Here is a 25,120-nt window from a genome sequence, read left to right as displayed (position 1 = left end):
GGGGGGGGGGGGGGGGGGGGGGGGGGGGGGAGGCCACTGAGGCGAACCGCCTTATCCCCCACTGAAATACTCTGTCCCCGGTCGAAATTGTGCTCTGTCCCCGGTCGAAATTGTGCTCCAAAAAAGCATTCGCGTCATTTTGCACAGCAACGAAGCTATCGACGATCGCGTGTGTGACTCGGCGGTGCAGCCCCGCGAGCGAGCTAGAGCCCGCGCTCCCCCCTGAGGAGCCTGTTCCCTCTGCGGGCCAGAGCACTTTTCCGGGGGGAGAGTCCGCTGAGGCGAACCGTCTTCCCCCCACGCAAATGCTCTGTCCCTCTACGAAATGGTTGCTCAAGCAATTTAAGTCAATAGGCACTTTAAATCGATGGGCACTTTTAGCTCGACGGGATCGTCAAAGCTCCCTTGGCGAGGCCGCTGCGTTCGCTGACTCTCCCTCTCCTCAGAGGGATCAAACGGGGCGACGGGATCGTTTAAGATGACGGCTGACTGTACTGGATATCGTTCTTTAAATTTTGAAGACAGGATTTACCATGCGCGGGTTCGGAGTGATTTTGATATTGGTTCTGGGCTGCCTTCTCTCCGCGTCGCCAATGGAATCGTGGTCAGAGGAACCGCCTGCCGCTCCGAGAGAATTTCGCGCCGCTTGGGTCGCGACGGTCGAGAACATTGATTGGCCCTCAAAACGAGGGCTGAGCACTGCGGATCAGAAAACCGAGATCGACCGCATTTTGGACGTCGCGGCAGATCTAAACATGAATGCGATTGTGTTGCAAGTTCGCACGACCGCCGATGCCTTGTATGCGTCGGAGCTTGAACCCTGGAGCCTCTACCTGACGGGAACACAGGGCGTCGCACCGGCGCCTTACTACGATCCGCTGGAGTACTGGGTAAACGCGGCACATGCGCGTGGCATCGAACTACACGCCTGGTTCAATCCCTATCGCGCGCAAATGAAACCAGGGGAACTGGCCGATTCCCACGTCAGCCACACGATGCCGTCGAGCGTCATCAAGTACGACCGCTACCTATGGATGGATCCCGGCAACCAACAGGCTGCTCAGCACTCACTGGCCGTCTTCAACGATGTCGTGCGGCGGTACGACATCGACGGAGTGCACATCGATGATTATTTCTATCCCTATCCGGTGACCCAAGACGGCGAGAAGGTTCCGTTTCCCGACGACGCCTCGTGGGCTCAGTATCAAGCCGGGGGAGGCAAACTGGAGCGGGACGATTGGCGTCGCAAGAACATCAACGACTTGATCGAACAGATTTACAAAACGACGCATACGATCAAACCCCACGTGCGATTTGGCATCTCGCCGTTCGGGATCGGCCGCCCCGGCAAGGCACCAGGAATCACGGGTTTTGACCAGTACGAGGAACTCTACGCGGACGCCGCCCTGTGGCTGAACGAAGGTTGGTGCGATTACTTCACCCCTCAACTCTATTGGCCGATCGCACAAAAAGCTCAAAGCTTTCCGGTCTTGCTGGATTATTGGCAAAGTGAGAACACCCAATCCCGCTACGTCTGGCCAGGAATGTACACGAGTCGTGTCGGCGACAAGAATCGCGGGTTTGAGAAACAGGAGATCCCCGACCAGATCGAAGTCGTTCGCCGGCGCAGCGAATTTCCCGGTCACGTTCATTTCAGCATGAAGGCGTTGCTGGAGAATCGCGAGGGGCTGGCCGACACATTAAAGGCAGGCGTCTATCGCTCCGCTGCGTTGTCACCGGCGATGACATGGCTAGACGATTCGCCTCCTGCGGCACCCAAAGTCAAAACGGAGCACACGGCTAACGGCGGGCGAACCCTGACGCTAACTCCCGGTGACGACGAACCGGTTTGGTTATGGGGTGTCTGGACGCGGGCGTCGGACAAGTGGACGTTCACCACGTATCCGGGGCCGACACCCTCGATCGCGGTGGCCTCCTCGACGACCGATTGGGTCGTGACGGCCGTCGATCGGTGTGGCAACGAGAGCTCACGCGTTGCTGGCCAATAAAAGCGAACGGGTCGTGTGACCGAACTTGTTCATCCAGATCCAATGCCCCAAAGTGGCTCGTCGCCGGTCCTCGATGGGTTGACCGGTTTCGTTGCCACAGCCGTTTTCGGTTCGTTGGGAGGTCATCCATGCGGCCTTCCGCGAGTTCAAACTCGTGGCCTCATTGAAGCGTGCATCCCCCTGTTCACGGGTAGGTGTGGGTTAGCTGGCATTGGCTAGGTTGCTACGACGTCGGCTGCTACAAAGCCATCGAGCTTGATTGGCGAGACGCTGCGATTGCGATGGCGGCTGCGGGCAGCAACGAAGACGTGCCTGCGAAAGAACTCCGCTCGGAACGACGGCAATCGGGATCATCGCCAGAGGGAGCAAACGCAGCGCTGCCTGATGGGACTGTTACGACTTGACTGAACGGCAAAAACGTCACCCAAACCCGAATTTGCTTGGACCGATATCCAATGCTCGGAGCTCTCCGAAACGTGTCCGCTACGAGCGTGGTAAGATAGAGCGGTGGTGTCAGCGCCCGCGATTCCTGACCAAAGTGCTTCGATTGCCCAAGATGCTGGATCTAAGACAATGGGTTTAACCTACTTCAAACGCTTTCGCATGGAGTTCGATCTGTTAAGCTCCGCCATTGCCGAGCTGCCCACCCCCGCTGGATTCGAGTTGATCCCTTTTTCGGAAGACTTGATTCGCGATCATGCCACCGCCAAATACCGCAGTTTCCGTGAAGAGCTCGATGCCAACGTCTTTCCCTGCCTGGGACGCCGCGATGGTTGCTTGAGTCTGATGCGTGAAATTTCGGGACGCATCAGCTTTATCCCCGAGGCGACTTGGTTGATCCAGTACCAACCGACCCCTTCGGCTCGCCCCGAACCGATCGGGACCATCCAAGGGTTGCAATTCGAAGGCTGGGGAGCGATTCAAAATGTGGGCGTTGCGCCGGAGCATCGCGGTCGCGGACTCGGCTCGATCTTGCTCGCCCACGCGGCCGCCGGATTCCGCTCCGTTGGACTGTCGCAAATGCACCTCGAAGTGACAACCGACAACACGGCGGCGGTTCGCTTGTACGAACGTTTCGGTTTCCGCCGCGCTCAAGTCGTTTACAAAGCAGCCGAAGTCGCCGGCGCATAGCCGCGGAGCAGCCAAAGTGGCGCTGCCGTGCCTCGCCGTTGTTCCTGGCTTTTGTTTTTGGCTTTTGTTTTTGGCTTTTGTTTTTGGCTTTTGTTTTTGGCTTTTGTTTTTGGCTTTTGTTTTTGGCTTTTGTTTTTGGCTTTTGTTTTTGGCTTTTGTTTTTGGCTTTTGTTTTGTGACGTTCCCCGATGTTGACAACCCGAAGCGTCAGCGAGGGAACCTCGCTTTTAACGTAGGCCCTCGCTGACGCGTCGGGTTGTGATTTGCTAGGCAAAACGCGAACGCTGCGGCGCTATAAAAACTCACCGCTCGCCCGCGTTTTAGCGCAACAATCGTTTGGGGTTCGACTTCATCCAAGCTTCGATCTGGGCGTCGGATGCGTCGAGCTCGCTGACGAGAATCTCCTGCATCCGCGGCAGCGTTGTGGCACAACCCGCAAAGTGAGTGCGGCACTCGGCCCAGGCGGCGTAATCGTCATCGACGTAAACGGTTTGCCCTGAGAGCTTGTACTGGCCCGGGCCTAAGCCCGCCGCGGTGATCGCATCACTGACGATGATGACATTTTCGCTTGGCATGCAGTTCAAATAGTTCTTCAGTGCAAACGTGGGCACATGATGCCCGTCGGCGACAAAGCTGATCATCAAACGCTCCGAACGGCTGAGCACACGTTGGATGATGTTATCGTGCCGATGCATCGTACCGGGGCAACCGTTCCCCAGATGGGTAAACATCCGCAGCCCTGCGTCGATACATCGATCCAACTGGGCGATCGAGGTGTCGCTATGCCCTCCGGCCACGACCACGCCTTGCTCGCTCAGAAACCGAGTCACTCGCGCGTCGGCGTCGCATTCGGGCGCCAACGTCAACAATTGGACATGACCGTTTCCAGCATCCAAAAATTGTTGCGCGACCTCGACCGTCGCCGGTTGCACGGCGTCCATCGGATGGGCCCCGACGAAGCCATCGACGGGGCTGATGAACGGCCCTTCGATATGCAACCCCGGAATCCGCTGGCGAACCTCGGGAATCGTGTCGATCCAGTTGGCAATTCGCGCGATTCGCGAACACATTTGGCTGTGCGGCGCAGTGATGATCGTCGCCAAAATTTGCTCGACGCCATCGGCGGCTAATCGCTCGCAAACATTGACGACATCGGCTTGGGTCAAATCCTCGGAATTGAAGTCAACGCCCGCGTAGCCATTGACCTGTAAGTCGACAAAACCGCTCACGCGATCGACTCCACTTCATCGAGCGTGCTTTGCGACAATTGGCCCGCCGAGGCGCGGTCGATGATCAACGTCGCGCCGGCGTGCTGCTTCAAAATACTGGCGGGGATCATCGGATCGATTCCGCCTTCGAGCGTTTGGCGAACGGCGGTCGCTTTTTGCGAATCCGGCACGCTGCAGAAAATCCGCTTCGCTTTCAAAATTTGCTGAACCGACATGCTCATCGCTTCGGTTGGCACATCTTCTAGCGAGGGGAACCAACCCTCACCCACCTGTTGCTTACGGCACGCTTCGTCGAGTTTGACGATCAAGTAGGGTTCGAGGGTCTCAAAATCCGCTGGCGGATCATTGAAGGCTAGGTGAGCGTTTTCGCCAATGCCGACCAAAGCGAGGTCGATCGTGGTCTTTTGCAGCTCCGCTCCGGTTTTGGCAATCGTTTCGCTGGCGTCTTGGTCACCGTAGAGAAAATGAAACTTGGAAATCGGCACCAAATCGACAAAGCGTTCTTTCAAGTAGCGACAAAATGACGCGGGGTGATCGGCCGACAAACCGACGTACTCATCCAGATGAAATCCCGTCACTAAGGACCAATCAATATTAGGCTGCTGGACAAGTTCGCCGAGTACTTCAAACTGTGAAGCTCCGGTGGCAATCACGATCGTAGCGTGGCCTTGTTGCTCGATGGCGGTTCGGATCACTTCGGCGGCTTGCGTGGCTACCCACTGCCCCATGGCAGGTCGGTCAGCGGCTAGAATGGTTCGCATCATTACTTTTGAGGTTGTTGTAGGATCGGACATAAGATGTTCATCTTTTCAAATTAGCTGAATTCGTGAGAGGATGGGAGTGCCATACTCTGGCGGCCCATGCTCCATTGAGCTCGGCTGTAAAAAAACATTTCAGGACGGCCGTGCTGTCCATCCATTTTTTTAGTTGGTAGACGATTGTGTTAGATAATAGCGAAACAAACCAGTCCCGTACAAATGATGATTCGAGTCCGCGGCCGAGTTCCACTAGTTGGCTGAGCCGGTTCGCCCGAATCGGGCCAGCGATTGTCGTTGCTGCGGTTGTTTTAGGTCCGGGCAGCATCGTCAGCGCGAGTCGCGTGGGCTGTGAATACGGCTTGGATCTGTTGTGGGTCGTGCCGCTTGCGGGCTTGTTGATGATTGGCATGACGATGGCTTCGATGATGATCGGGGTATGTAGCCAAAAAACGCTCTGCCAAAGTGTCGCCGACACCTTCGGTCGTCCCGCCGCGTGGCTCGTTGGGGGATCGTTGATGATCGCGGTGACGCTGTTCCAGGCCTCCAATAACAATGCGATGTTAATGGCCGCCGGTGGGTTCGTCGGCCCCTCGACACTGGACGATCTCAGCCCGATTGCCAAGTCAATGTTGTTGCTATTGGTCAACGTGGGGATCATTGCGATCGTGGTGCTTGGGCGTCGCGATCTGTATCGCATCGTGGAACGTTTGATGGCGGTGTTGGTGGGCATGATGGTGCTCGCGTTCGGGTTGAGCATGATCGCATCCCAGCCCTCGATTTCGGAAATCGCGATGGGGCTCGTCCCTAAATTGGCCGTCTCGACCGAGACCAGCTCGGCCGGAGGCACCGCCGCGGCGGTTTCATGGCTCAGTATCGGCGCCATGATCGCGACGACGTTCTCCGTGGCCGGTGCGTTTTACCAGTCTTACCAAGTCAAAGAAAAAGGTTGGGGGCCCAAAGACCTTCGCGTTGGGTTGGTCGACAGCTTTGTTGGGATTGCCTCGTTGGCGTTGATCACCGGGATGATTTTCATCACCGCAGCGACCGCACTGCACGGCAAAATCGATCCGAAGGAGCTGAAGGACGCCAGCGTCGTCGCGATGTCACTCGAGCCGCTGTTTGGCGCCTGGGCCAAAATCGTTTTCTCGTTAGGGATCTTTGCAGGGGCCGCCAGCTCCTTCTTGGTGAACGCCTTGATCGGCGGCGTGGTATTCTGTGATGCCATTGGATTGAACAGCAAGATGTCGTCGACCAGCGTTCGCACCTCCACGATTGCGGCACTGCTGCTGGGATGGTTGGTAGCCAGCACGGTGGCGATCACCGGTATCGACTTGGTCAGCTTCATCGTGATTGCACAAGCTCTCACCGTATTGTGCTTCCCAATCCTGGCCCTCGTGATCGTGTGGCAATTAAAGAAGTTGCCGTTTCCGGTTCCCGCTGCGATCACGATTTTGTGTTGGATTGGCTTGCTCGTCGTGGTTGCATTGTCGGCCCGCACGTTGTGGGGGCTGATCTCGTAGGTAAAACCGCGAGTCACCCACCGCTCTGCGGGGCTAACCTGAGAGCCGGGCGTCCCTGAGAGTAGGGGGCTAACCTGAGAGAACTTACCGAGTGCGGCGGACGTCATCGTCCGTCGCACTTTCGTTTACACCGGAACCGTATCCAGAAAACGAGCGAGGAAAGCCTCGCGTTTTGGAATCACGGCATTGCCGTTTTCCCCAGCAAATCGCCGTTTCCCCAATAAAATCGTAACCCGACGCGTTAGCGAGGGACCGAATCAAGGGTGATCATTCCCTCGCTGACGCTGCGGGTGATGAAAAACGTGCAACTTCAAACGCCCTCAGCTGAGTTGCCGGAATAAAAAAACATTTCTCAGCTAATAAACTCGCCCGGCGTTCGTTAACATCCCAACAGACGCTCCTCTCAAGCTCCCCCAACCGTGCGAGTTTTCTCTTGTCGTACTCAATTTCTAATCTGCAAAAACTTGGTTTTGCCAGCATTTTAGTCCTGTTATGTGCCACTTGGCTGTGGGCCGCCGACCCCACTGAGGCCACTTGGCCCGAGGTCCAGGAGGCGATCAATCAAGGGTTGCCGAAAACGGCAATCGAGAAACTCGAGCCGATCATTGTCAAAACGAAGGCCGAGAAGCAGTATGCTGCAGCGATCAAGGCCATCGGGTTGAAGATCTCGCTCGAAGGGACGATTCAAGGCAATCGCCCGGAGGAAAAAATTGCTCGCATGGCCGCCGAGATTGAACCGTCTCCGGCCGAGATGCAACCGGTGATGCAGGCGATTGTTGCCCATTGGTACTGGCACTATTTCCAACAAAACCGCTGGCGATTTCTGCAACGAACGCAAACGGCCGCTCCCGCCAGCGATGACATCACGACGTGGGACTTGCCACGGATCTTGGAAGTCACCGCGGCCCAATTCGACAAGGCACTCGAGAACCGCGATGTGCTTCAGAAGACTCCGATCGCTCAATACGACGAACTGATCGAAAAGGGCTCCGCCCCTGATTCCTATCGTCCGACGCTGTGGGATTTCTTGGTCTACGAAGCGCTCGAATTCTACTCGTCGGCGGAACAGGCCGGGGCGCGTAGCGAGGATGCGTTTGATCTCTCGGCGGACAGTCCTATCTTCGCTTCGGCCGAAGCGTTCCTGGACTGGAATCCCATCACCGAGGACAACGATTCGCCCAAGCTGAAAGCGATTCGCCTGTATCAACAATTGCTGGCGTTTCATCGCGACGACAAAGATCCATCGGCCTTCATCGACACGGACCTGCATCGACTCGAGTTCGCGAACAACCACGCCTTTGGCGAAGAGAAGGACGCCCGTTACAAGGCGGCGCTCAAACGGTTTGCCGAGCAACATGCCACGCATCCGATCTCCGCTCGCGCGCTGCATCAGCTCGCCACCGTGCTGCAAAGCGAGAACGATTTCGTCGCCGCCAAGAAAGTTGCCGAACAAGGCTTGGCTCAGCATCCCGATAGCGTCGGGGGCGCACGCTGTTTCAACTTGATCCAGCAGATCGAATCGCCGTCCGCTTCGATCACAACCGAACGTGTTTGGAATGCCCCGTGGCCGACCATTGATGTGCGTTATCGCAACGTCGACAAAGTGTACTTTCGATTGGTGCCATTCGATTTTGATGAATTCGTCAATTCGAATCGCTACCAACCGATGAACTTGAATCAAAATGAACAAAACGCGTTAATGACCCGCAATGTCGTTAAACGATGGTCCGCCGACTTGCCCAAAACCGAGGACTATCAAGAGCAACTCGAGTCAGTCAAAGTGCCCGAGGATGTGAAACCCGGTTCGTATTTCTTGTTCGCCAGTCATCGAGAAGATTTCCAGCAAGCCGACAATCAAGTCAGTATGGCGGAGGTTTGGGTCAGCGATCTTGCCTTGGTTCTGCGCACCAAACATGGCGAGGGCACACTCGAAGGATTCGTCTTGGATGCCAAGACGGGAGCCCCACGCCAAGACGCGACCGTCAAAATCTGGGCCAACGAAGGCAATCGGCGTGTTGCCTTGCCAACGCTCACCACCGATGCCAATGGGCTATTCAAAGGCAAGGTCACCAATGGCCGCAATCTAATGTTGTTGGCGACGCACCGCGGCCATCGCCTTTCCTCAAACAATGGCATGTCGGTCTACACGGCCAACCACTCACGCGAGACCTCTCAGCAAACGCATTTCTTCACCGACCGCGCCCTGTACCGTCCGGGACAAACGATTCGCTACAAAGGCATTTGTTTTTCGGTGAATCAAAATCAGAACGACTACAAAACGTTGGCCAACCAAGCGGTCGTCGTGGTGTTCTCGGATGTCAACGGCAAGGAAATTGAACGTCTAACCCATCGCACGAACGACTACGGCAGCTTTAACGGCAGCGTGACTGCGCCACGCGATCGGTTGATGGGACAAATGTCATTGCGAGTCGACGGGACGGCGCAAGGACAAACTCAATTCCGTGTCGAGGAATACAAACGGCCGAAGTTTCAAGTCAAACTCGATCCTCCGAAGGAAGCAGCCCGTTTGGGCGAGCGTGTGATCGTCAAAGGCAACGCGACCGCGTACACCGGAGCTTCGCTTGACGACGCCAAGGTCTCGTGGCGAGTGGTGCGGGAAGTGCGTTATCCGGTGTGGTGGTCGTGGTCGCAATTCTGGCGTCCGGTCTGGCCACCGATGCCATCGCAAGGCAACCAAGAAATCGCTCATGGAACCACGCGTAGCAACGCCAATGGAACGTTCGACATCGAGTTTGTCGCCAAACCCGATCTCTCGGTTCCCGCACAAAGCGAACCCACCTTCCAATTCACGGTCTATGCGGACGTGACCGATTCGAGTGGGGAAACCCGCTCGGATCAACGCATCGTGAACGTTGGCTACACGGCGCTCGCGGCAACGATGACCGCCGAAGATTGGCAAACCAATGCCGAACCCGTTACCGTTTCGATCACCACGAAAACACTCGATGGCGAGGGCCAATCGGCCAAGGGGACGGTGACGATTTATCAGTTAAAACAACCTAGCAAGGTGCACCGTGCTCCGCTGAGTGGCGGCGGACATTGGCCGCGCCGCGGCCACATGGGATCGGCGATGAAAGCCGGGGGCGGTGCAACTTCGCCCGCCGATTTGTCGGACACCAAGCATTGGGAACTCGGTGACTCCGTTGCCAAAGAAAACTTCGAAACCGATGGCGGCGGTAACGCAAAAGTGACATTCAAGCTCGAGGAGGGAGCGTATCGTGCCAAGCTCGAAACACGAGATCGGTTCGGTAAAGCGGTCACCGCCCTGTTGCCAATTCAAGTGCTCGATCCTGAAGCCAAAAAGCTTGCGATCAAGATCCCCGATCTTTTCATCCAAGAAAAGAACTCCGTCGAACCGGGGCAATCGATGCGTGCGATTTGGGCCAGCGGTTACAACACCGCGCGTGCGTTCGTTGAAATCGAACATCGCGGAGAGATCATCAAGAGCTACTGGACTCAACCGAAGACGACTCAGGTTTTGATCGAACAGGCGGTCAACGAATCGATGCGAGGCGGATTCATCGTGCGAACGACGATGGTGCGCGAAAACCGCGCCTACTTGAATACGCATCGCGTGGAAGTCCCCTGGAGCAACAAAGAACTCGATATCCAATGGGAGCATTTCGTTTCCAAACTGGCTCCCGCCGCCAAAGAATCCTGGACGGCAATCATCAAAGGACCGGATGCCGAGCGTGCGGCGGCCGAGATGGTCGCGACATTGTATGACGCCTCGCTCGATGCGTTTCAGCCGCACGCATGGATGCAGCGATTCAACGTGTTCTATCAGGATCATTCACGTATGAACTCGCAGTTCCAGAACTCACCCGAAACGCTACGCCAAATTTGGTACGGGTGGAATCGCGAGCAACGCAATGCATCGCTGAGCTATCGCCATTACCCCAACATGATCATCCAAAACTTATATGGCTACCAATTTCACGCCCGTGCCCGCGGTGGGCGTCAAGCGATGATGAAAGGTGGCGAAGCGTTTAACATGGCGGAGGCCCCGATGATGGACTCTGCCATGAGTAGGGGGGCCCCGGAAGCGGCCATGATGAGCAAGTCCGCTGTCGCCGCCGCCCCGCCGGTCGAGCAACAAGATGGCGTTCAGGGCGCCGACGACAAGGGCGGTGCGAAGACCCCGGATCTCGATTTAGAAAACGTCTCGGCGCGCAAAAACCTGAATGAAACCGCCTTCTTCTTTCCCCATTTGATGGCGGGCGAGGATGGCACGGTGCGGATGGAATTCACGATGCCCGAAGCGTTGACCGAGTGGAAGTTCCTGGGGTTTGCCCACGACCAAGAACTACGCAGCGGATCGATCACCGCCACCACGGTGACGGCGAAAGATTTGATGGTCCAACCGAACCCACCTCGCTTTGTCCGTGAAGGCGATTTGATTGAGTTTACCGTCAAGGTCAGCAACCAATCGCCCACCGAGCAAAGCGGTCAAGTGCGTTTGTCGTTTGCCGATGCAAAGACAACCGATAACGTTGATGAGCAACTCGGTAACGAAAATGTGGACCAATCGTTCACGATTCCTGCGGGCCAATCGCGTTCGTTCTCGTGGAAGATCAAGGTTCCCGATAACATCGGTTTCCTGACCTACAAGGCGGTGGGCTCGACGGGACGTTTGTCCGACGGCGAAGAGGGCTATTTGCCCGTGTTGTCGCGACGCGTGCTTGTGACCGAATCCTTGCCGCTGCCGATTCGCGGCCAGCAAGAGAAGCAATTCGAATTCGAAAAGCTGATCAACTCGGGTGGCTCGGACACGCTCGAGCATCAATCGTTGACGCTACAGGTCGCGTCCAATCCATCGTGGTACGCGGTGATGGCGCTGCCATATTTGATGGAGTTCCCACACGATTGCAGCGAGCAAGTCTTCAATCGGCTGTACGCCAATTCGTTGGCGAAACATATCGCCGGAAGCGATCCTAAGATCGAACGGATCTTTGACCAATGGCGTGGCACGCCGGCGCTGGACAGCCCATTGGAAAAGAACCAAGACCTGAAATCGGTCCTGTTGGAAGAAACGCCTTGGGTCCGCCAAGCCGAGAGCGAAAGCCAAGCACGACGCAACGTAGGGATTTTGTTCGACCAAAATCGTTTGCAAGACGAAACGAATCGGTCGTTGTTCAAGTTGACCGAAATGCAGCTCGAAGATGGCTCATGGCCCTGGTTCCCCGGCGGACGCGGTAACGATTACATCACGTTGTATATCACGACCGGGTTTGGACGGATGCGGCATCTCGGGGTCGAGGTCGATATGCAACCTGCGATTCGCTCGTTGACGCGGCTCGATGCCTGGGTGACCAAGCAATACGAGGAACTTAAATCGGACCATCGCAAGGAGAATCACCTCTCGACAACGATTGCGTTGTACTTGTACGGCCGTAGTTTCTTCCTGAAAGACCAGCCGGTTGCAGCGGAACATCGCGAAGCGGTCGATTACTGGGTCGATCAAGCGAAAACTCATTGGTTGAAACTGGCCTTTCGACAGTCGCAAGCTCACATGGCGGTGGCGCTGAAGCGATGGGACGAACTCGATGCGGCCAAAGCCATCATGGCGTCGATCAAAGAGCGTTCGGTCACCGACGAAGAACTCGGCATGTTTTGGCGTGAGAATGAACTCTCGTGGTGGTGGTACCGAGCTCCCATCGAAACCCAGGCGATGATGATCGAAGCCTTTGACGAGGTCATGAACGATCGCGAAGCGGTCGAGGATTGTAAAGTTTGGCTGCTCAAGCAAAAGCAAACGCAAGATTGGAAGACGACCAAGGCGACCGCCGATGCGATCTACGCGTTGCTACTGCGTGGCAGCGATCTATTAGCGTCCGACGAATTGGTCCGCGTCGACCTCGGCGGTACACCGATCGAGCCCAAGGATGTCGAAGCGGGAACCGGTTTCTACGAGGTTCGTTTCCCTGCGGCCGAAGTGAAACCCGAGCTGGGCAAAGTGACCATGCGAAAGGTCGACGAGGGCGTCGCGTGGGGCAGTCTGCATTGGCAATATCTCGAAGACATCAGCAAGGTGACGCCGCACGACGGAACGCCGTTGACGTTGGAAAAGAAATTGTTCGTCAAAAAGAACACCGCGAAAGGCCCCACCTTGGTCGCGGTGGATGGACCGGTTGCTGTGGGCGACGAATTAGTCGTACGGATCGTGTTGAGAACGGACCGTGACATGGAGTATGTTCACATGAAGGACTATCGTGGCAGCGGCACCGAACCGGTCAACGTTTTATCTCAGTACAAGTACCAAGATGGGCTGGGGTATTACGAATCCACACGTGACACGGCATCGCATTTCTTTATCGACTACTTGCCCAAGGGAACGTATGTGTTCGAGTACAGCACACGGGTTCAGTTAAAGGGCGAGTACCAGACGGGATTTGCGAACATCGAATGCATGTATGCTCCCGAGTTCAACAGCCATAGTGAGAGCTTGCCAATCGTGGTTCAGTAAGAGAATGAATCGATGTTAGATCCCAGCGAAATTGATTCGCACTTGGTTACTCGGATTCGCGCCGGCGAGTCCGAGGCGTGGCAGGCGTTGATCGATCGTTACGAAGGTCGCTTGTTGGCGTACACGCAAAGCCGGATTCGCGACCGCGCAACGAGCGAAGATATCGTTCAAGAGGCCTTCGTCGGCTTTTTGATCAGCTTGCCGAACTATGACGGATCGAAACGGCTGGAAAGTTACTTGTTTTCGATTTGTGCCTACAAATTGACGGATCATTTGCGGCGTGAGGGGCGACGCCCTGCGCTGCAACTGCATCGCCGCGGCTCTCAAACGAGTGCGGAATGGGAATTCGTCGGTGGCGATCGAGTCGCCAGTTCGATCGCTCGTAGCGGCGAGCGAAAACAGATCGAACAGACCGCCGTTCGCGATGCGATTGCCGAACAAATCGAGCGTTGGAAACAAAGCGAGAGTTGGTCAAAACTCAAAGCAATCGAGTTGCTCTATGTGGTCGGCTTGTCCAATAAATTGGTCGCGGAAAAAGCCGGGCTGAGCGAACAGCAGGTGGCAAATTTTAAGAGTGATTTTCAAATCCGGCTGCGGTCCATCATCGGCCGCATGGAATTGGACACCGAAGTGTTCCCCGAATTGGCCGATTGATCTCGCTCGGTTCGCTTTCCGCACTGCGAATCCGCGCTCGCGAGTTAAGGCTTGGCGGGGGCATCGTCGGCGAGCGGTGAGGACAACAAATAGCCGGCCCAAAACAGCGGTTCTTCGCCCGTCACCCTTTCGAGGTCCTTGTCGGCATGCGTTAATAACGGCTCGGTTTGCGGGTCAAGATCGGTGCGTCGCAAGACCATCCGAGCCCGCCCCCAGGCGTCGACCATTCCCGAAAACGGCAGCTCCTGCGAAAACTCACGCAGCGCGATGGCTGTCGATTCACCGCCAACCGCCCAGCGGCTGATCAACACATCCCGGACTCCCGCGGTGTGCAGCGCACAAAGGACCATGAACAAGTCACGTCCATCGCCAAGTCGCGCCGCTTCGGCCTGAGAGCGAAAGCCCGCTAATGCCAACGTCGCAGGCACTTGCGACGGAAATTGTAACCATGCCCCCAGGGCGGCATGGGGTTTTCCAGCCTCGTAGGGCAGCACGCTCATCGCAAATGGATTGCTCGTATCGACCACACTCGGAGCCGCCACGATCAAACTGTCCATGGCAATCCCCAGCATCGTGGTGGGCGGCATTCCGGCGACCGGTAACAAGATAGATCCCTCCGCCGCGTCAATGATCGACTGGGTGATCGCGGTGTTGACCTCCATGTCACGCGGTGCAAAGAAACGACTCGCCACGATTCCCACTGCGGGGTTCCGCCGACGAATCGGCACTGGCTTCAATGCCAATCCCGGCGTCGCAGCGTAACGCACGCTGATTTTGTCACCCAACATTTCGGAGTCCGCTCCGTCCATCGGCAACATTTCCAGTGGCAAATACCATAACGCTCCATCGGGCACGATCACCAAATGATCGATATCGGTGCCCGCGAACAAACTCGCGTCAGGAAACAGCAACTTCATCAAGGTCGCCGCGTCTTTACGCCACGTCGTGTCTTCGGGCAAGCGCGAACCACGCGTTTTGCCAACGCCGATCGAACGTAACACCGATGCGATCATGGCCGGCATTCGCGTCGTGTTATTGACCGTCCACATTTGCGTTTTTCCGTTCAACGAAAAAGTAGCGTGAAGCCGATTCCCGGCAAACGCAAAACTCACCAGCGCCGTTCGTTTGGGCAGCGTTTCAATGGGGGCCTTTTCGTCGACACGCGGAGGAGCCAAACGAGGTAAAGTGCCCCGCGACAATGCGATCAACGTTGCGACCGACTCTTGTTCTTTCCCCAACTGCGCGACCACTCCCTCATTAACGGTCTCGGGGACCAATTTGGCATTCGCCAGCACCAGTTGGCGCAGCCTTTTGAATTCGGGCGGCCCTTGGTTGCGAAAGAGGCGTTGGTCGTCGCTCAACGCTTTATCATCGGCGTTGGCTAATGCACGCACATGAGCCACTCTGCCTGCCATCGGCAACGTTTGCGAAAACCGCTCGGCCAACAGCGTATCGGTACGAACCAACACGTCCTTGGCATCATTCTGTTCGGCCGCAATGGCAAGCCGCATCAGCAGGGCTTTCGAGCGATCGATCGTTAAAAAGGTCAGCGCATCGACGGGGTCGCGACGCCATAGCGCCGCAGGAGGATCACCGGTGTAATAGTTTAAAACCGCATCACTCGTTGATCCCCCCATGCGCGTTCCCAGGGCTTGGCTGAGCAAAGCAAATTGATAAATGCTAGGCATCGAAACCAGAGGTCGATTTCGCACTCGATGGTTTAGGATAAACGCACGCATCGATCCGTACGCTTGGTCGACCACACTGGTCGCCTGCAGCCCAAATGCCTCGCCACGCCCGGCGGCAAGCCTTGCGGCCACGTAGGCTCCGTAACTATCGATTCGTGGTTGCAACACGTCTCGGCGATCCGAAAGCGATTTAGCATGCCCGATCGCCAATGTCGCAGCATCGTAGTCGCGAGCCTTGATCGCGGCGTCCGCCGCGGCCACAAAACAATGGACCGACGCGAGCCGTGATTTTCGCTGCATGGCATTCGCTGCGACGACCGCGGCATTACGAACCACCACGGACTCTTTGTCCGTGGCCACCCCGGCAGCCAATTGCATCGCTTCGCCGATCCATTCGGGTTGATCCAATGCCGCAGCCACATTCACACAAGCCAGCGCCGCGGCCAAGGCGCCTTCGGCATTGTCGGATTCGGCCGCCGCAGACGCCTGGACTAACAACGTGATCGCCGTTAACGGGTGCGCCCCGCCGCCGAAGAACGCCGTTTGGGATGCTTCCTGTAGGACGCGTTTGTCGTCGTGATGGGCAAAACGAGCGGTGCTGTGCAAAGCGCCCGCCATCGAGTTCGCAATCGGATGCCCTCCCCCGGCGGTGCGAACCGATTCGGTCAGTTCGGCGATAAACGCATCGTCTTTGGACAACGGCCCCAGCACGATTCGGCGGCGATACGAAGCAATTGCCAAACCTCGCATGATCTCGATGATGTCCATCGCGCGCAGGTTGGGCTCTTCAATGACTCCACCTTGCTGAATCGTTTGCTCGGTGAGCGGCTTTCCAGATTGAAACATGATCCGATCCGAGGTCGGAATCCGCTTCACCGCCGCAGCCCCAGGCCATAAACCACTCGGAGGCGAAACCTGGACCCCCTCGCGCACCGCTGAACGCCAGTCGACTTTATTCAGCCAGCCGCGATATCGGATCGCCACTTGCATCGCTGCGTCAATGCTCTCGCGAGCTTGCGGCAGGCTGCCCATGTGCCAGTAGCATTCGGCCAACATTGCATAAACGGGGATCGAATCGATCCATCGTCCGTTAACGTCACGCCGACCGCGGCGAAGTGCCGCTTCAAATCCCTCGATGGCTTGTTCAAGATCGCCACTCCGATAAATCTCCAACGCTAAATAATACTCTTGCGATGGATACTGCCCCCCCGGCTCGACGCCCCCCAGCGTCCCAAAGGTGCCCAGCCCGCTCCCCTGAGCGGAGGCCATGCGTGGAAACACGCAAAGCACTCCGGCGATCAAAATCAGCCCCCCAAAAATTCGCATCATCGCACCAGACGGGAAGATTTCGCTGCGTTTAAAACCGGCGATTTGCATAGGATAAGCAGACTAATGGAGTCGGACTTGAATCGGAGGTGGTCCCGAAATGTGAAAACGTTTGGCTCGTTTGTATCCTAGGACGTAGGGAACGTAGCGTCGAATGATTTTCGCGCCGGGGACGCTTTGGCTCCATTTTATTTGGGAGGCACTGCTTTTATTCGGAAAACAGTTGATCGAGTCGCTCCGCAATCGAGCTGCCCGGCAAACAGAAATGCGGTGACGTTGCGCCGTTGGATATACCGAAGAGGAACAATTGAAAAAATTAAACCAAGACTTAAGAAGCGAATAATAGGCAGATTAGGCAAGACCCAAGGTGGTTTGATGGGCCAATCGAGCCGAGGGCGTTGGTGCGGCCAGAGGTGCGAGCGGCCGGAGTTTCTCGAACGTTTGACTTGCTGCCACCGGACCGCTCGCGTCGCTACTAAAGTCGATCGCATTCCGCTGCGGGGACCGCTGCGGGGACTGTCCCCGTCTCGGTCCCGCCCCCCAGTCTCAGTCTCTGTCCCCCGTCACACGGTCCCGCCCCCCAGTCTCTGTCTCTGTCCCCCGTCACACTGTCCCCCCGGTCGCAGCGGTTGGTTTTCGTTGAGAGCGAATCGCGGCATTTCGCGAGAATCAAATTGGTGACACCTCAGCTGAGCATTTGGGGCCCCCGTGGCCAGCGAGAGTTGAGGCTTCCTGGGAGCGATTCAGCTCGGATCCTCTGGATGACGCCTGGATGACGACGCTGAACTGCTGGGGTGCATGATGAACCCTGAGCTAGCAATTTATGGCATTGTCGATTTTGGCAGGGCTTGGTGCCTGCGTAAATCGCCGGACAAGAGCGACTTGGGGGACCAGAAAATACAATCGCAGTTGACCCATCTTCACTAAACTCGTAACTTGCGGATGTAACAGCATTTAGGTACGTATTTCTGGAATAATCCGGGATCCCGTGCCGTGATGATAGCATGGAGGCCTCCAGCTCGGTCCTGGATTTGCCACACCTCCATGGTAACTCGCGAGTGTGTCATATTGGCGCTCGTGTGAACGGATAGAAAGCGCGCGTGAATCGGCTCTTGTGGTGAGCGATCTCATCGGTTGCGTGCTTTTGAAACGTGATTATCCAGACACTGCGAATTCATTGGATCGCATTCGACCTTACCCCGACGAAAACTATGTCTTTCTTCGAACGACTTTTTGATATTTGTGGCGTTATCTTCGGAGGCGCTTTCGGCGCCGTGGAGCGTAGCATTACGTCCGTCTTTGGTTCCGCGAATGCTCGTCATGTCGCCAAGTTGCGGCAACGGGCCGAAGCGATTGGCGAATTGGAACCGCGATACGAGGCGATGAGCGACGAGGAACTGCGGCAACAAACCGAAACCTTTCGCAAACGGCTTCGCGATGGCGAGACGTTGGACGATATTCTCGAAGAAGCGTTCGCGGTATGTCGCGAAGGTGGCAAGCGTTTTCTCAGCATGCGGCACTACGATGTCCAATTGATTGGTGGCATGGTGCTGCACCAAGGCAACATTGCCGAAATGGTGACGGGGGAAGGTAAGACGTTGGTAGCGACGTTACCGGCTTACCTGAACGCGATCGAAGGCAAGGGGGTTCACGTGATCACGGTCAACGATTACTTGGCCCGTCGTGACATGGAGTGGATGGCGCCGCTTTACATGAACTTGGGATTGACGGTCAACGCCATCCAATCGGGCATGTCGACGGGCGAGAAGCAAGCTGCTTATGCCTGTGACATCACCTACGGAACCAACAACGAGTTTGGTTTTGATTACTTGCGTGACAACATGCGTCCGGCAGCCAAGGGGGACGATCGTTATCCGAAGGAAGCCCAACAGTGCCAAGGTCCGTTGAACTACGCGATCATTGACGAAGTCGACAATATTCTGATCGATGAAGCGCGGACGCCGTTGATCATCAGCGGTCCGGCGGATCTCGATCTCGGGCGTTACGCTGACGCGGATCGCGTCGCGCGACAACTGAAGAAGGAAAGTCATTTCACCGTCGACGAAAAACAACACAACGTGACGTTGACCGATGAAGGAGTGCGAGAAGCTGAAAAGTTGGCCGGGGTGGAAAGTTTCTACACCGCGGGCAACATGGAATGGCCGCATTTGATCGACAACTCACTGAAGGCTCATTACCTCTACAAGGTCGACGTCAACTACGTCGTCAAAGACCGTCAAATCGTCATCGTCGACGAGTTCACCGGACGCTTGATGGAAGGTCGCCAATGGAGCGATGGGCTGCACCAAGCCGTCGAAGCCAAAGAAGGCGTGCCGATCAAGCAGGAGACGCAAACCTTTGCAACCGCATCGCTGCAAAACATCTTCAAGATGTACAAGAAACTCTCCGGGATGACCGGTACGGCGATGACCGAATCAACCGAGTTCATGAAGATTTATGGACTCGATGTGGTGGCCATTCCCACCAATCGCGAAATGAAGCGAATCGAGCATCTCGATTTGATTTACCTGACCGAAAAAGACAAGTTCAAAGCGCTTGCCGATGAAGTCGAACGGGCCCACAAGTGGGACGTGGTAAACATGAAGGATGGCAGCGAAGTTTGGGGCAAAATCAAAAGCGAAAACGAAGAATCGATTGTCATCACCGCTAAAGGGGAAAAGACTCCCGAGACGATTTCGCTCAGCAAAGTGGAATCGGTCGAACGCAGCGGCCGTCCCGTTTTGATCGGAACGGTCAGTATCGAAAAGAGCGAACGGCTTTCCGAGCTGCTTGAGCGGCGGGGAATCAAACACGATGTTTTGAACGCCAAGAACCACGGACGTGAAGCTGATATTGTTTCGCAAGCGGGACGTATCAACGCGGTGACCATCGCGACGAACATGGCCGGTCGTGGTACCGACATTGTGCTTGGCGGTAACCCCGAAACGTTGGCTTGGGCACAACTACAACATCAATATCCAACGCGTTTGGAAGTTCCCGATGACGTGTGGAACGCGCTAGTCGACGAGATCGATGAGCGTGAGAAAATGAGCGAAGAAGGGAACACCGTTCGCGACCTCGGTGGCTTGTACGTGTTGGGCACCGAACGTCATGAATCACGACGTATTGACTTGCAACTTCGCGGTCGTTGTGGTCGCCAAGGCGACCCGGGATCGAGCCGATTCTTTTTGTCGCTCGAAGATGACTTGATGCGGATTTTTGCGGGCGATTTCGTCAAGAGCATGATGGAACGCTTGGGCATGAAGGAAGGCGAAGCGATCGAACACTCGATGGTGACGCGGCGCATCGCATCGGCCCAGAAAAAGGTCGAAGAACGCAACTACGAAATCCGCAAAAGCTTGCTTGATTACGACGAGGTGATGGACGAGCAACGTAAACGGGTTTACCGCTACCGCCAAAATCTGCTCGACGGCCACAGCTCGCGAACCATGATTTTGGAATTGATTCGTGGTCAAATCGACAAGTTCGTCAACACCTTCTTGGACCCCAACTACGGTCTCGACACGTTCGCCGCCTACGCGGGCAGCCAACTCGATTGCCAACTTGAGTCTCGCGATTTCCAGAACATGGATTTCGAGATGGCCAAGGCTTACGCCGTCGACCAAGCCGAGCGTGCGTCCGAAGTGACCGTCCATGAAATCATCGAAGAGAATCTTCCTCAAGCGATGGAAGATGAGTGGAATTGGAAGGCGCTGACCAATTGGGCCAACACCCGCTTGGGCACGAATTACCAAGAACACCAGCTCAAGAATATGGAGCGTGAAGAGCTCAGCGATGAATTGATCCAAAAGGCTCATGTTCGCATCAGCACGGTCGATCTCACCGAGGGCGAACCGTTCCTCGATGCCGACTTTGGTTTACGTACGATGTGCGCTTGGATGCGTCACAAATTCGGTATCGAAACGACTCCGGATGAATTCCGTGACGTCGAAGATTTGCGCAAAGTCAGCCAATCGTTGAACAAGCGTGCCGAAGAAGCCTACACCCAGAAAGAGGCGGAATACCCGGTGATCGCCGGTATCTCTCGCTTTACCGAGAAACAAGGTGCTCAGGTATCGCTCGACCGCGAAGGCTTGGTCGATTGGGTTGGGCATCGCTTTGGTGCAGAACTCTCGCCCGAGGAAGTACGCCTGAATCGTGATGATTTGAAGGCCCAATTGGTCGAGTTTAGTCGCAAGGCAGGCGGAGCCGCGACCGAGAAAAACGAGATCGCCCAAAACAAATTGAAGGAGTTGTTTGGCAAAGCGGGGGCCGATACGACCGCTGCGGTTGCCACCGGCAACAACGGCACGCTCGATCAATTCGCCGATTGGTTGAAGGACGAATTTAACTATCGCGCGATCAAAGAAGATCTGTTGCGAATGAACCGCAAAGAATTGTCGCTGGCGGTCGATGGAGCGGTCGACGATCGCTTCTATCCCGAAATGCGACGGATGGAACGCCAAATCCTGTTGAGCATCGTCGACGAAGCATGGAAGAACCACCTGCTCACGATGGACCACTTGCGCAGTAGCGTCGGTTTGAAAGGCTATGCCCAACTCGATCCGAAAGTCGAATACAAACGCGAAGGCATGCGGCTATTCGATTCGATGTGGGAATCGATTGGCGAGCGTGTGACCGATTTGATCTTCCGTATGGAATCGTTCAACGAGGATTTCATTCGCAGCACTTGGGTGGAAGCCGAAACGGGACGAACCGATCCGCACGCATCGCGAGCGACGAGCCAAGAAATGGACTCACCCGCTCAACGCGCCGCCGAATCAAGCAACCAGGATGGTGAAGCGCGTCCCGATCCCGTTCGCCATGCCGAGCCTCGCGTCGGACGCAATGATCCATGCCCCTGTGGCAGCGGTAAAAAGTACAAATCGTGCTGCATGCGAAAGAGCGGCCCGGTCGTCTAGAGTGCGATGGCCGAGTCAGACGCGTGTCTTGTGCAAGCGTCTCTCGCCAACGAGGGCTAGGACGTTTCGTGTCTCGGCAAGGTCGCGCCGAGCGGGGCGACAGCGGCACACGACTCCATCACGAATGATTCCCCTCGGAAAGGATTCCGATGTTTGCCAATCTGCTCTACACGATCGCGTTATTGCTGCTCTCGCCATTGATCGTGTATCGCATGCTGCGGCATGGACGCTACCGCCGCGGCGTTCGCGAAAAACTAATCGGGATCAGCCAATCTCAGGCAGCGACGTTGACGCAGGGAAAGCCGACCCTGTGGTTGCACGCGGTTAGCGTAGGCGAAGTCAACCTACTCGGGGACCTCGTCAAGCGACTTCAACGGCAGTATCCCGAGCACCGTATTTTGGTCAGTTCATCGACCGACACCGGCCACGAATTGGCGACGAAACGGTTCGGTGCGGATCAGGTATTCTTTTGCCCATTGGACTTTAGTTGGGCGGTGGCCCGCACGATTCGTCATTTGCAACCGAGCCTGCTCGTGCTTGCGGAGTTAGAGCTGTGGCCGAATCTGGTTCAGATTGCGACGCAGCACGATTGCCCCGTGATGGTCGTCAACGCACGGCTAAGCGAACGCAGCGCAGCGGGCTACCAACGTTTCGGCTTCTTGACCCAATCGACCTTTGCAAGACTCGCTTGGGTAGGTTGCCAGAATGAACAGGCAGCGAAGCGTTTTCTCGACTGTGGCACTCCGGCGGAGAAGATTGCGGTAACGGGATCCATCAAGTTTGACAACGCGCCGAGCGATCGTGAGACACTCGAAGTTCAATCACGAATCCAATGGTCAGGCCTCGATCCCTGGAATCGCGTGTGGGTCGTCGGAAGCACGCAGCCCGGCGAAGAGGCGATGGCGTTGGAGATCTATAACGCGCTAACCCCATCGCACCCTGAATTGCGGCTGGTCTTGGTACCGCGGCACGTCGAGCGATTTGATGCGGTAGCGAATTTGGTCGAAGGGGCGGGTTTGAACGTGCACCGTCGTTCCATCGCTCCTTCGCTGCATGACACCCATTGGCGTGCCGACACCGTGATCCTCGTCGACACAATCGGGGAACTACGACATTGGTGGGGGCTCAGCCAAATTGCCACGGTCGGAGGCAGTTTTGGTAGCCGTGGCGGCCAGAACATGCTTGAACCGGCGGGCTACGGCAGCGCGGTCTCGTTTGGCCCCGACACCCGAAATTTCAAAGAAATCGCCAACCAATTGGTCGCTCAGGGCGGCGCCGTTCGGGTAGCTGATGCAGCGGAGTTGCGACAATTTGTCGAACAATGCCTGACGGATATTCCTGCCGCCGACGCATTAGGTCGAACGGCGCGGCGTGTGATTGCCGAACATCAAGGTGCCACCGAGCGAACGCTCGACGCTCTGCAGGCTCCATTGCGAGCATCGCAGCCCCAACGTCGTGCCGCGTAACGGGGATTGACGCGAAAGCCGAACACGACCCAATGCGCCTCATCGACTTCCCTCGAGTGAACTCTAGACGCTTTGATTGCGCGATCGATTGGATTGGCGAGCCAGTCCGTCGAAGAGACGCTACAATCAAGGTATCGCTCACCTATCGGAGGCAATCGAATGTCGGAACTTCAACGGCGAACGTTTTTAGCCACCACGGCAACGGGCTTAGGAATCACGGGGCTGCTGCGTTCCCTCGGTCCTTTATCGGCTGCCGATGTCATGCTCGGGCAGGGCATCGCCCGTTTTTCCAACGACATCGAACCCTTGGTTCGGTTTCTAGAAGAAACCCCTCAGGAATCGATCATCGAAGCAACCGCCCGGAAGGTCAAAGCAGGGCTCGGTTACCGCGAATTGCTTGCCGCTTTGTTATTGGCGGGCGTGCGGAACATCGAGCCTCGGCCGTCGGTAGGATTTAAATTCCACGCGGTCTTGGTAGTCAACTCGGCCCACTTGGCTAGCATCAGCAGCTCCAACGAAGACCGATGGTTGCCAATATTCTGGGCGATCGACAACTTCAAAAGCTCGCAAGCGAGAGATATTCGAGAGGGGAACTGGACCTTGCCGGCGGTCGACGAAGCGGCGCTTCCTCCGTCAACTGAGGCCGACGCCTCCCTACGTGTGGCGTTGGATGCTTGGGATGAATCGGCGGCCGACGCGGCGATCACAAGTCTAGTCCGAAACGCAGGCGCAAATCGCGTTTTTGAACTTCTGGCTACTTATGCCGCCCGTGACTTTCGCAGCATTGGGCATAAGGTGATTTACTTGTCCAACGCCTTTCGTACGTTACAGACGATCGGATGGGAGTACGCCGAACCGGTGATGAGAAGTCTCGTTTATGCCATGCTCAACCACAATGGTGAACCGAACCCGGGGACCAGTGATCTAGAAGCCGACCGCCCGGGCCGAGTCAATCGTGAGCAATCGGCTAAATTAACGGCATCACTCATTGGCGGTGTTGTGGACGACGTTGCAACACGGGACTTGGTGCGGACATTGCACGATTGTTCGCCGACCGAAGCGAGCGACCAAGTCGCTGAATTGCTCCGCCGCAATGTTTCGGTCCAATCGGTTTGGGACGCCATGTTCGCCGCAGCCGGTGAGTTGCTGATGCGCCAACGAGGGATCGTCTCGCTGCACTCGGTTACCACCACCAACGCAATTCATTACGCATTCCAAACCGCGGGCGATGAGCAAACACGAAAGTACCTGTTGCTACAAAACGCATCGTTTCTACCGATGTTTCGCGATGCCGCGGGTAGGCGTGGCGACCTGAGTGACGCTCGCATTGATGAGCTCGGATCGACCGCGCCGGAGGAAAACGTCACGTCGATCCCCGAAGTCTTCGAAACGATGGGCAAGAGCCGACAACAAGCCTCGCGACAGATGTACCATCTTTTAGCCGCGGGCGGAGATCCACAAGCGATGGTCGATCACGCGCGGCGATTGGTGTTTTTGAAAGGAAACGATTCACACGACTACAAGTTCAGCTCGGCGGCGCTGGAGGATTATCGCATCCTTTCCCCCGCTTGGCGAAACCGATTCTTGGCGGCGTCGACTTTCCAATTATGCAGCCCATCCGAAGCGACGCGGCCGCTGGTGGAGCGGATTCAAAATGCGATCGGCTGAGCGGCCAACCAAAGCTCTTGCGCCTATCGAAGGCCGCCAAACCTTTGCGATCCCACCTCCGTCCGAGCGTGTAAAAGCACTCGTCTTCCCCCTCCCCAACTTCGTTTGGAGAGCGAGGCGGCGTGGCTAGAACACAGCTCCCGACACACTGGGCCTAGTGACGCTCAAGACTAAAAATTCAGCGGCCCAGGCCAATCCCAACGGCCCCACCCCCAAACGGCCCGGTTTTACCGTACAAAAACTCATCTTGGGGTTTTGGCTG

Annotated in this window: 11 protein-coding genes; 8 read left to right on the top strand and 3 right to left on the bottom strand. The window is 56.3% G+C overall.

Annotated elements, in window-relative coordinates:
* Nucleotides 1-593: 593 nt before the first annotated feature.
* Entirely contained in the window at nt 594-2,009 is a 1,416-nt protein-coding gene (locus Pla52o_RS00175; protein ID WP_197168907.1) for a glycoside hydrolase family 10 protein, read from the top strand.
* Nucleotides 2,010-2,582: 573 nt separating this feature from the next.
* A complete protein-coding gene (locus Pla52o_RS00170; RefSeq protein WP_146592589.1) occupies nt 2,583-3,140 on the top strand; it encodes a GNAT family N-acetyltransferase in 558 nt (185 codons plus the stop codon).
* 320 nt (nt 3,141-3,460) lie between these two features.
* Here the strand turns inward: Pla52o_RS00170 and Pla52o_RS00165 are convergent, their stop codons facing one another.
* Nucleotides 3,461-4,369 (bottom strand): N-acetylglucosamine-6-phosphate deacetylase, encoded by a 909-nt coding sequence (locus tag Pla52o_RS00165; protein ID WP_146592588.1) that lies wholly within the window; start codon nt 4,367-4,369, stop codon nt 3,461-3,463.
* Entirely contained in the window at nt 4,366-5,133 is a 768-nt protein-coding gene (locus Pla52o_RS00160; protein WP_146592587.1) for a glucosamine-6-phosphate deaminase, read from the bottom strand. Before Pla52o_RS00160 ends, Pla52o_RS00165 begins: the two co-directional genes overlap by 4 nt.
* Nucleotides 5,134-5,309: 176 nt before the next feature.
* Between Pla52o_RS00160 and Pla52o_RS00155 the strand changes: the two genes are divergently transcribed.
* From Pla52o_RS00155 to Pla52o_RS00145, 3 genes are all read left to right on the top strand, one after another.
* Complete coding sequence (locus tag Pla52o_RS00155) at nt 5,310-6,647, top strand: NRAMP family divalent metal transporter (RefSeq protein WP_146592586.1); 1,338 nt, start codon at nt 5,310-5,312, stop codon at nt 6,645-6,647.
* A gap of 433 nt (nt 6,648-7,080) precedes the next feature.
* Nucleotides 7,081-13,134, top strand: a complete 6,054-nt coding sequence (locus tag Pla52o_RS00150) for an alpha-2-macroglobulin family protein (protein WP_231611982.1) — start codon at nt 7,081-7,083, stop codon at nt 13,132-13,134.
* Nucleotides 13,135-13,146: 12 nt separating this feature from the next.
* On the top strand, nt 13,147-13,788 hold the full coding sequence (locus Pla52o_RS00145) for an RNA polymerase sigma factor (protein ID WP_146592585.1): 642 nt from the start codon (nt 13,147-13,149) through the stop codon (nt 13,786-13,788).
* Between the two features lie 44 nt (nt 13,789-13,832).
* Here Pla52o_RS00145 and Pla52o_RS00140 read toward each other — a convergent pair whose 3' ends face one another.
* Nucleotides 13,833-16,805 carry a hypothetical protein gene (locus Pla52o_RS00140; protein ID WP_146592584.1) on the bottom strand — a complete coding sequence of 991 codons (2,973 nt, stop codon included), beginning with the start codon at nt 16,803-16,805 and terminating at the stop codon, nt 13,833-13,835.
* A 1,208-nt stretch (nt 16,806-18,013) separates the two neighbouring features.
* Here Pla52o_RS00140 and secA point away from each other — a divergent pair.
* The 3 genes from secA (at nt 18,014) to Pla52o_RS00125 (ending at nt 24,858) form a co-directional block, all read left to right on the top strand.
* Nucleotides 18,014-21,724, top strand: a complete 3,711-nt coding sequence (secA, locus tag Pla52o_RS00135) for a preprotein translocase subunit SecA (RefSeq protein ID WP_146592583.1) — start codon at nt 18,014-18,016, stop codon at nt 21,722-21,724.
* Nucleotides 21,725-21,873: 149 nt separating this feature from the next.
* Nucleotides 21,874-23,190 (top strand): 3-deoxy-D-manno-octulosonic acid transferase, encoded by a 1,317-nt coding sequence (locus tag Pla52o_RS00130; protein WP_146592582.1) that lies wholly within the window; start codon nt 21,874-21,876, stop codon nt 23,188-23,190.
* Nucleotides 23,191-23,349: 159 nt separating this feature from the next.
* A complete protein-coding gene (locus Pla52o_RS00125) occupies nt 23,350-24,858 on the top strand; it encodes a hypothetical protein (protein ID WP_146592581.1) in 1,509 nt (502 codons plus the stop codon).
* Nucleotides 24,859-25,120: the final 262 nt, after the last annotated feature.

Origin of the sequence: Novipirellula galeiformis (genome assembly GCF_007860095.1) — a bacterium.
Lineage (GTDB): Bacteria > Planctomycetota > Planctomycetia > Pirellulales > Pirellulaceae > Novipirellula > Novipirellula galeiformis.
This window is presented reverse-complemented; position numbering and strand designations above follow the sequence as displayed.

Excerpts from the sequence above, each read along its gene's own strand:
- Pla52o_RS00175 (WP_197168907.1), top strand. The coding sequence starts at position 594 with ATGGAATCGTGGTCAGAGGAACCGCCTGCCGCTCCGAGAGAATTTCGC.
- Pla52o_RS00170 (WP_146592589.1), top strand. The coding sequence starts at position 2,583 with ATGGGTTTAACCTACTTCAAACGCTTTCGCATGGAGTTCGATCTGTTA.
- Pla52o_RS00160 (WP_146592587.1), bottom strand. The coding sequence starts at position 5,133 with ATGATGCGAACCATTCTAGCCGCTGACCGACCTGCCATGGGGCAGTGG.
- Pla52o_RS00145 (WP_146592585.1), top strand. The coding sequence starts at position 13,147 with ATGTTAGATCCCAGCGAAATTGATTCGCACTTGGTTACTCGGATTCGC.
- Pla52o_RS00140 (WP_146592584.1), bottom strand. The coding sequence starts at position 16,805 with ATGATGCGAATTTTTGGGGGGCTGATTTTGATCGCCGGAGTGCTTTGC.
- secA (WP_146592583.1), top strand. The coding sequence starts at position 18,014 with ATGTCTTTCTTCGAACGACTTTTTGATATTTGTGGCGTTATCTTCGGA.
- Pla52o_RS00130 (WP_146592582.1), top strand. The coding sequence starts at position 21,874 with ATGTTTGCCAATCTGCTCTACACGATCGCGTTATTGCTGCTCTCGCCA.
- Pla52o_RS00125 (WP_146592581.1), top strand. The coding sequence starts at position 23,350 with ATGTCGGAACTTCAACGGCGAACGTTTTTAGCCACCACGGCAACGGGC.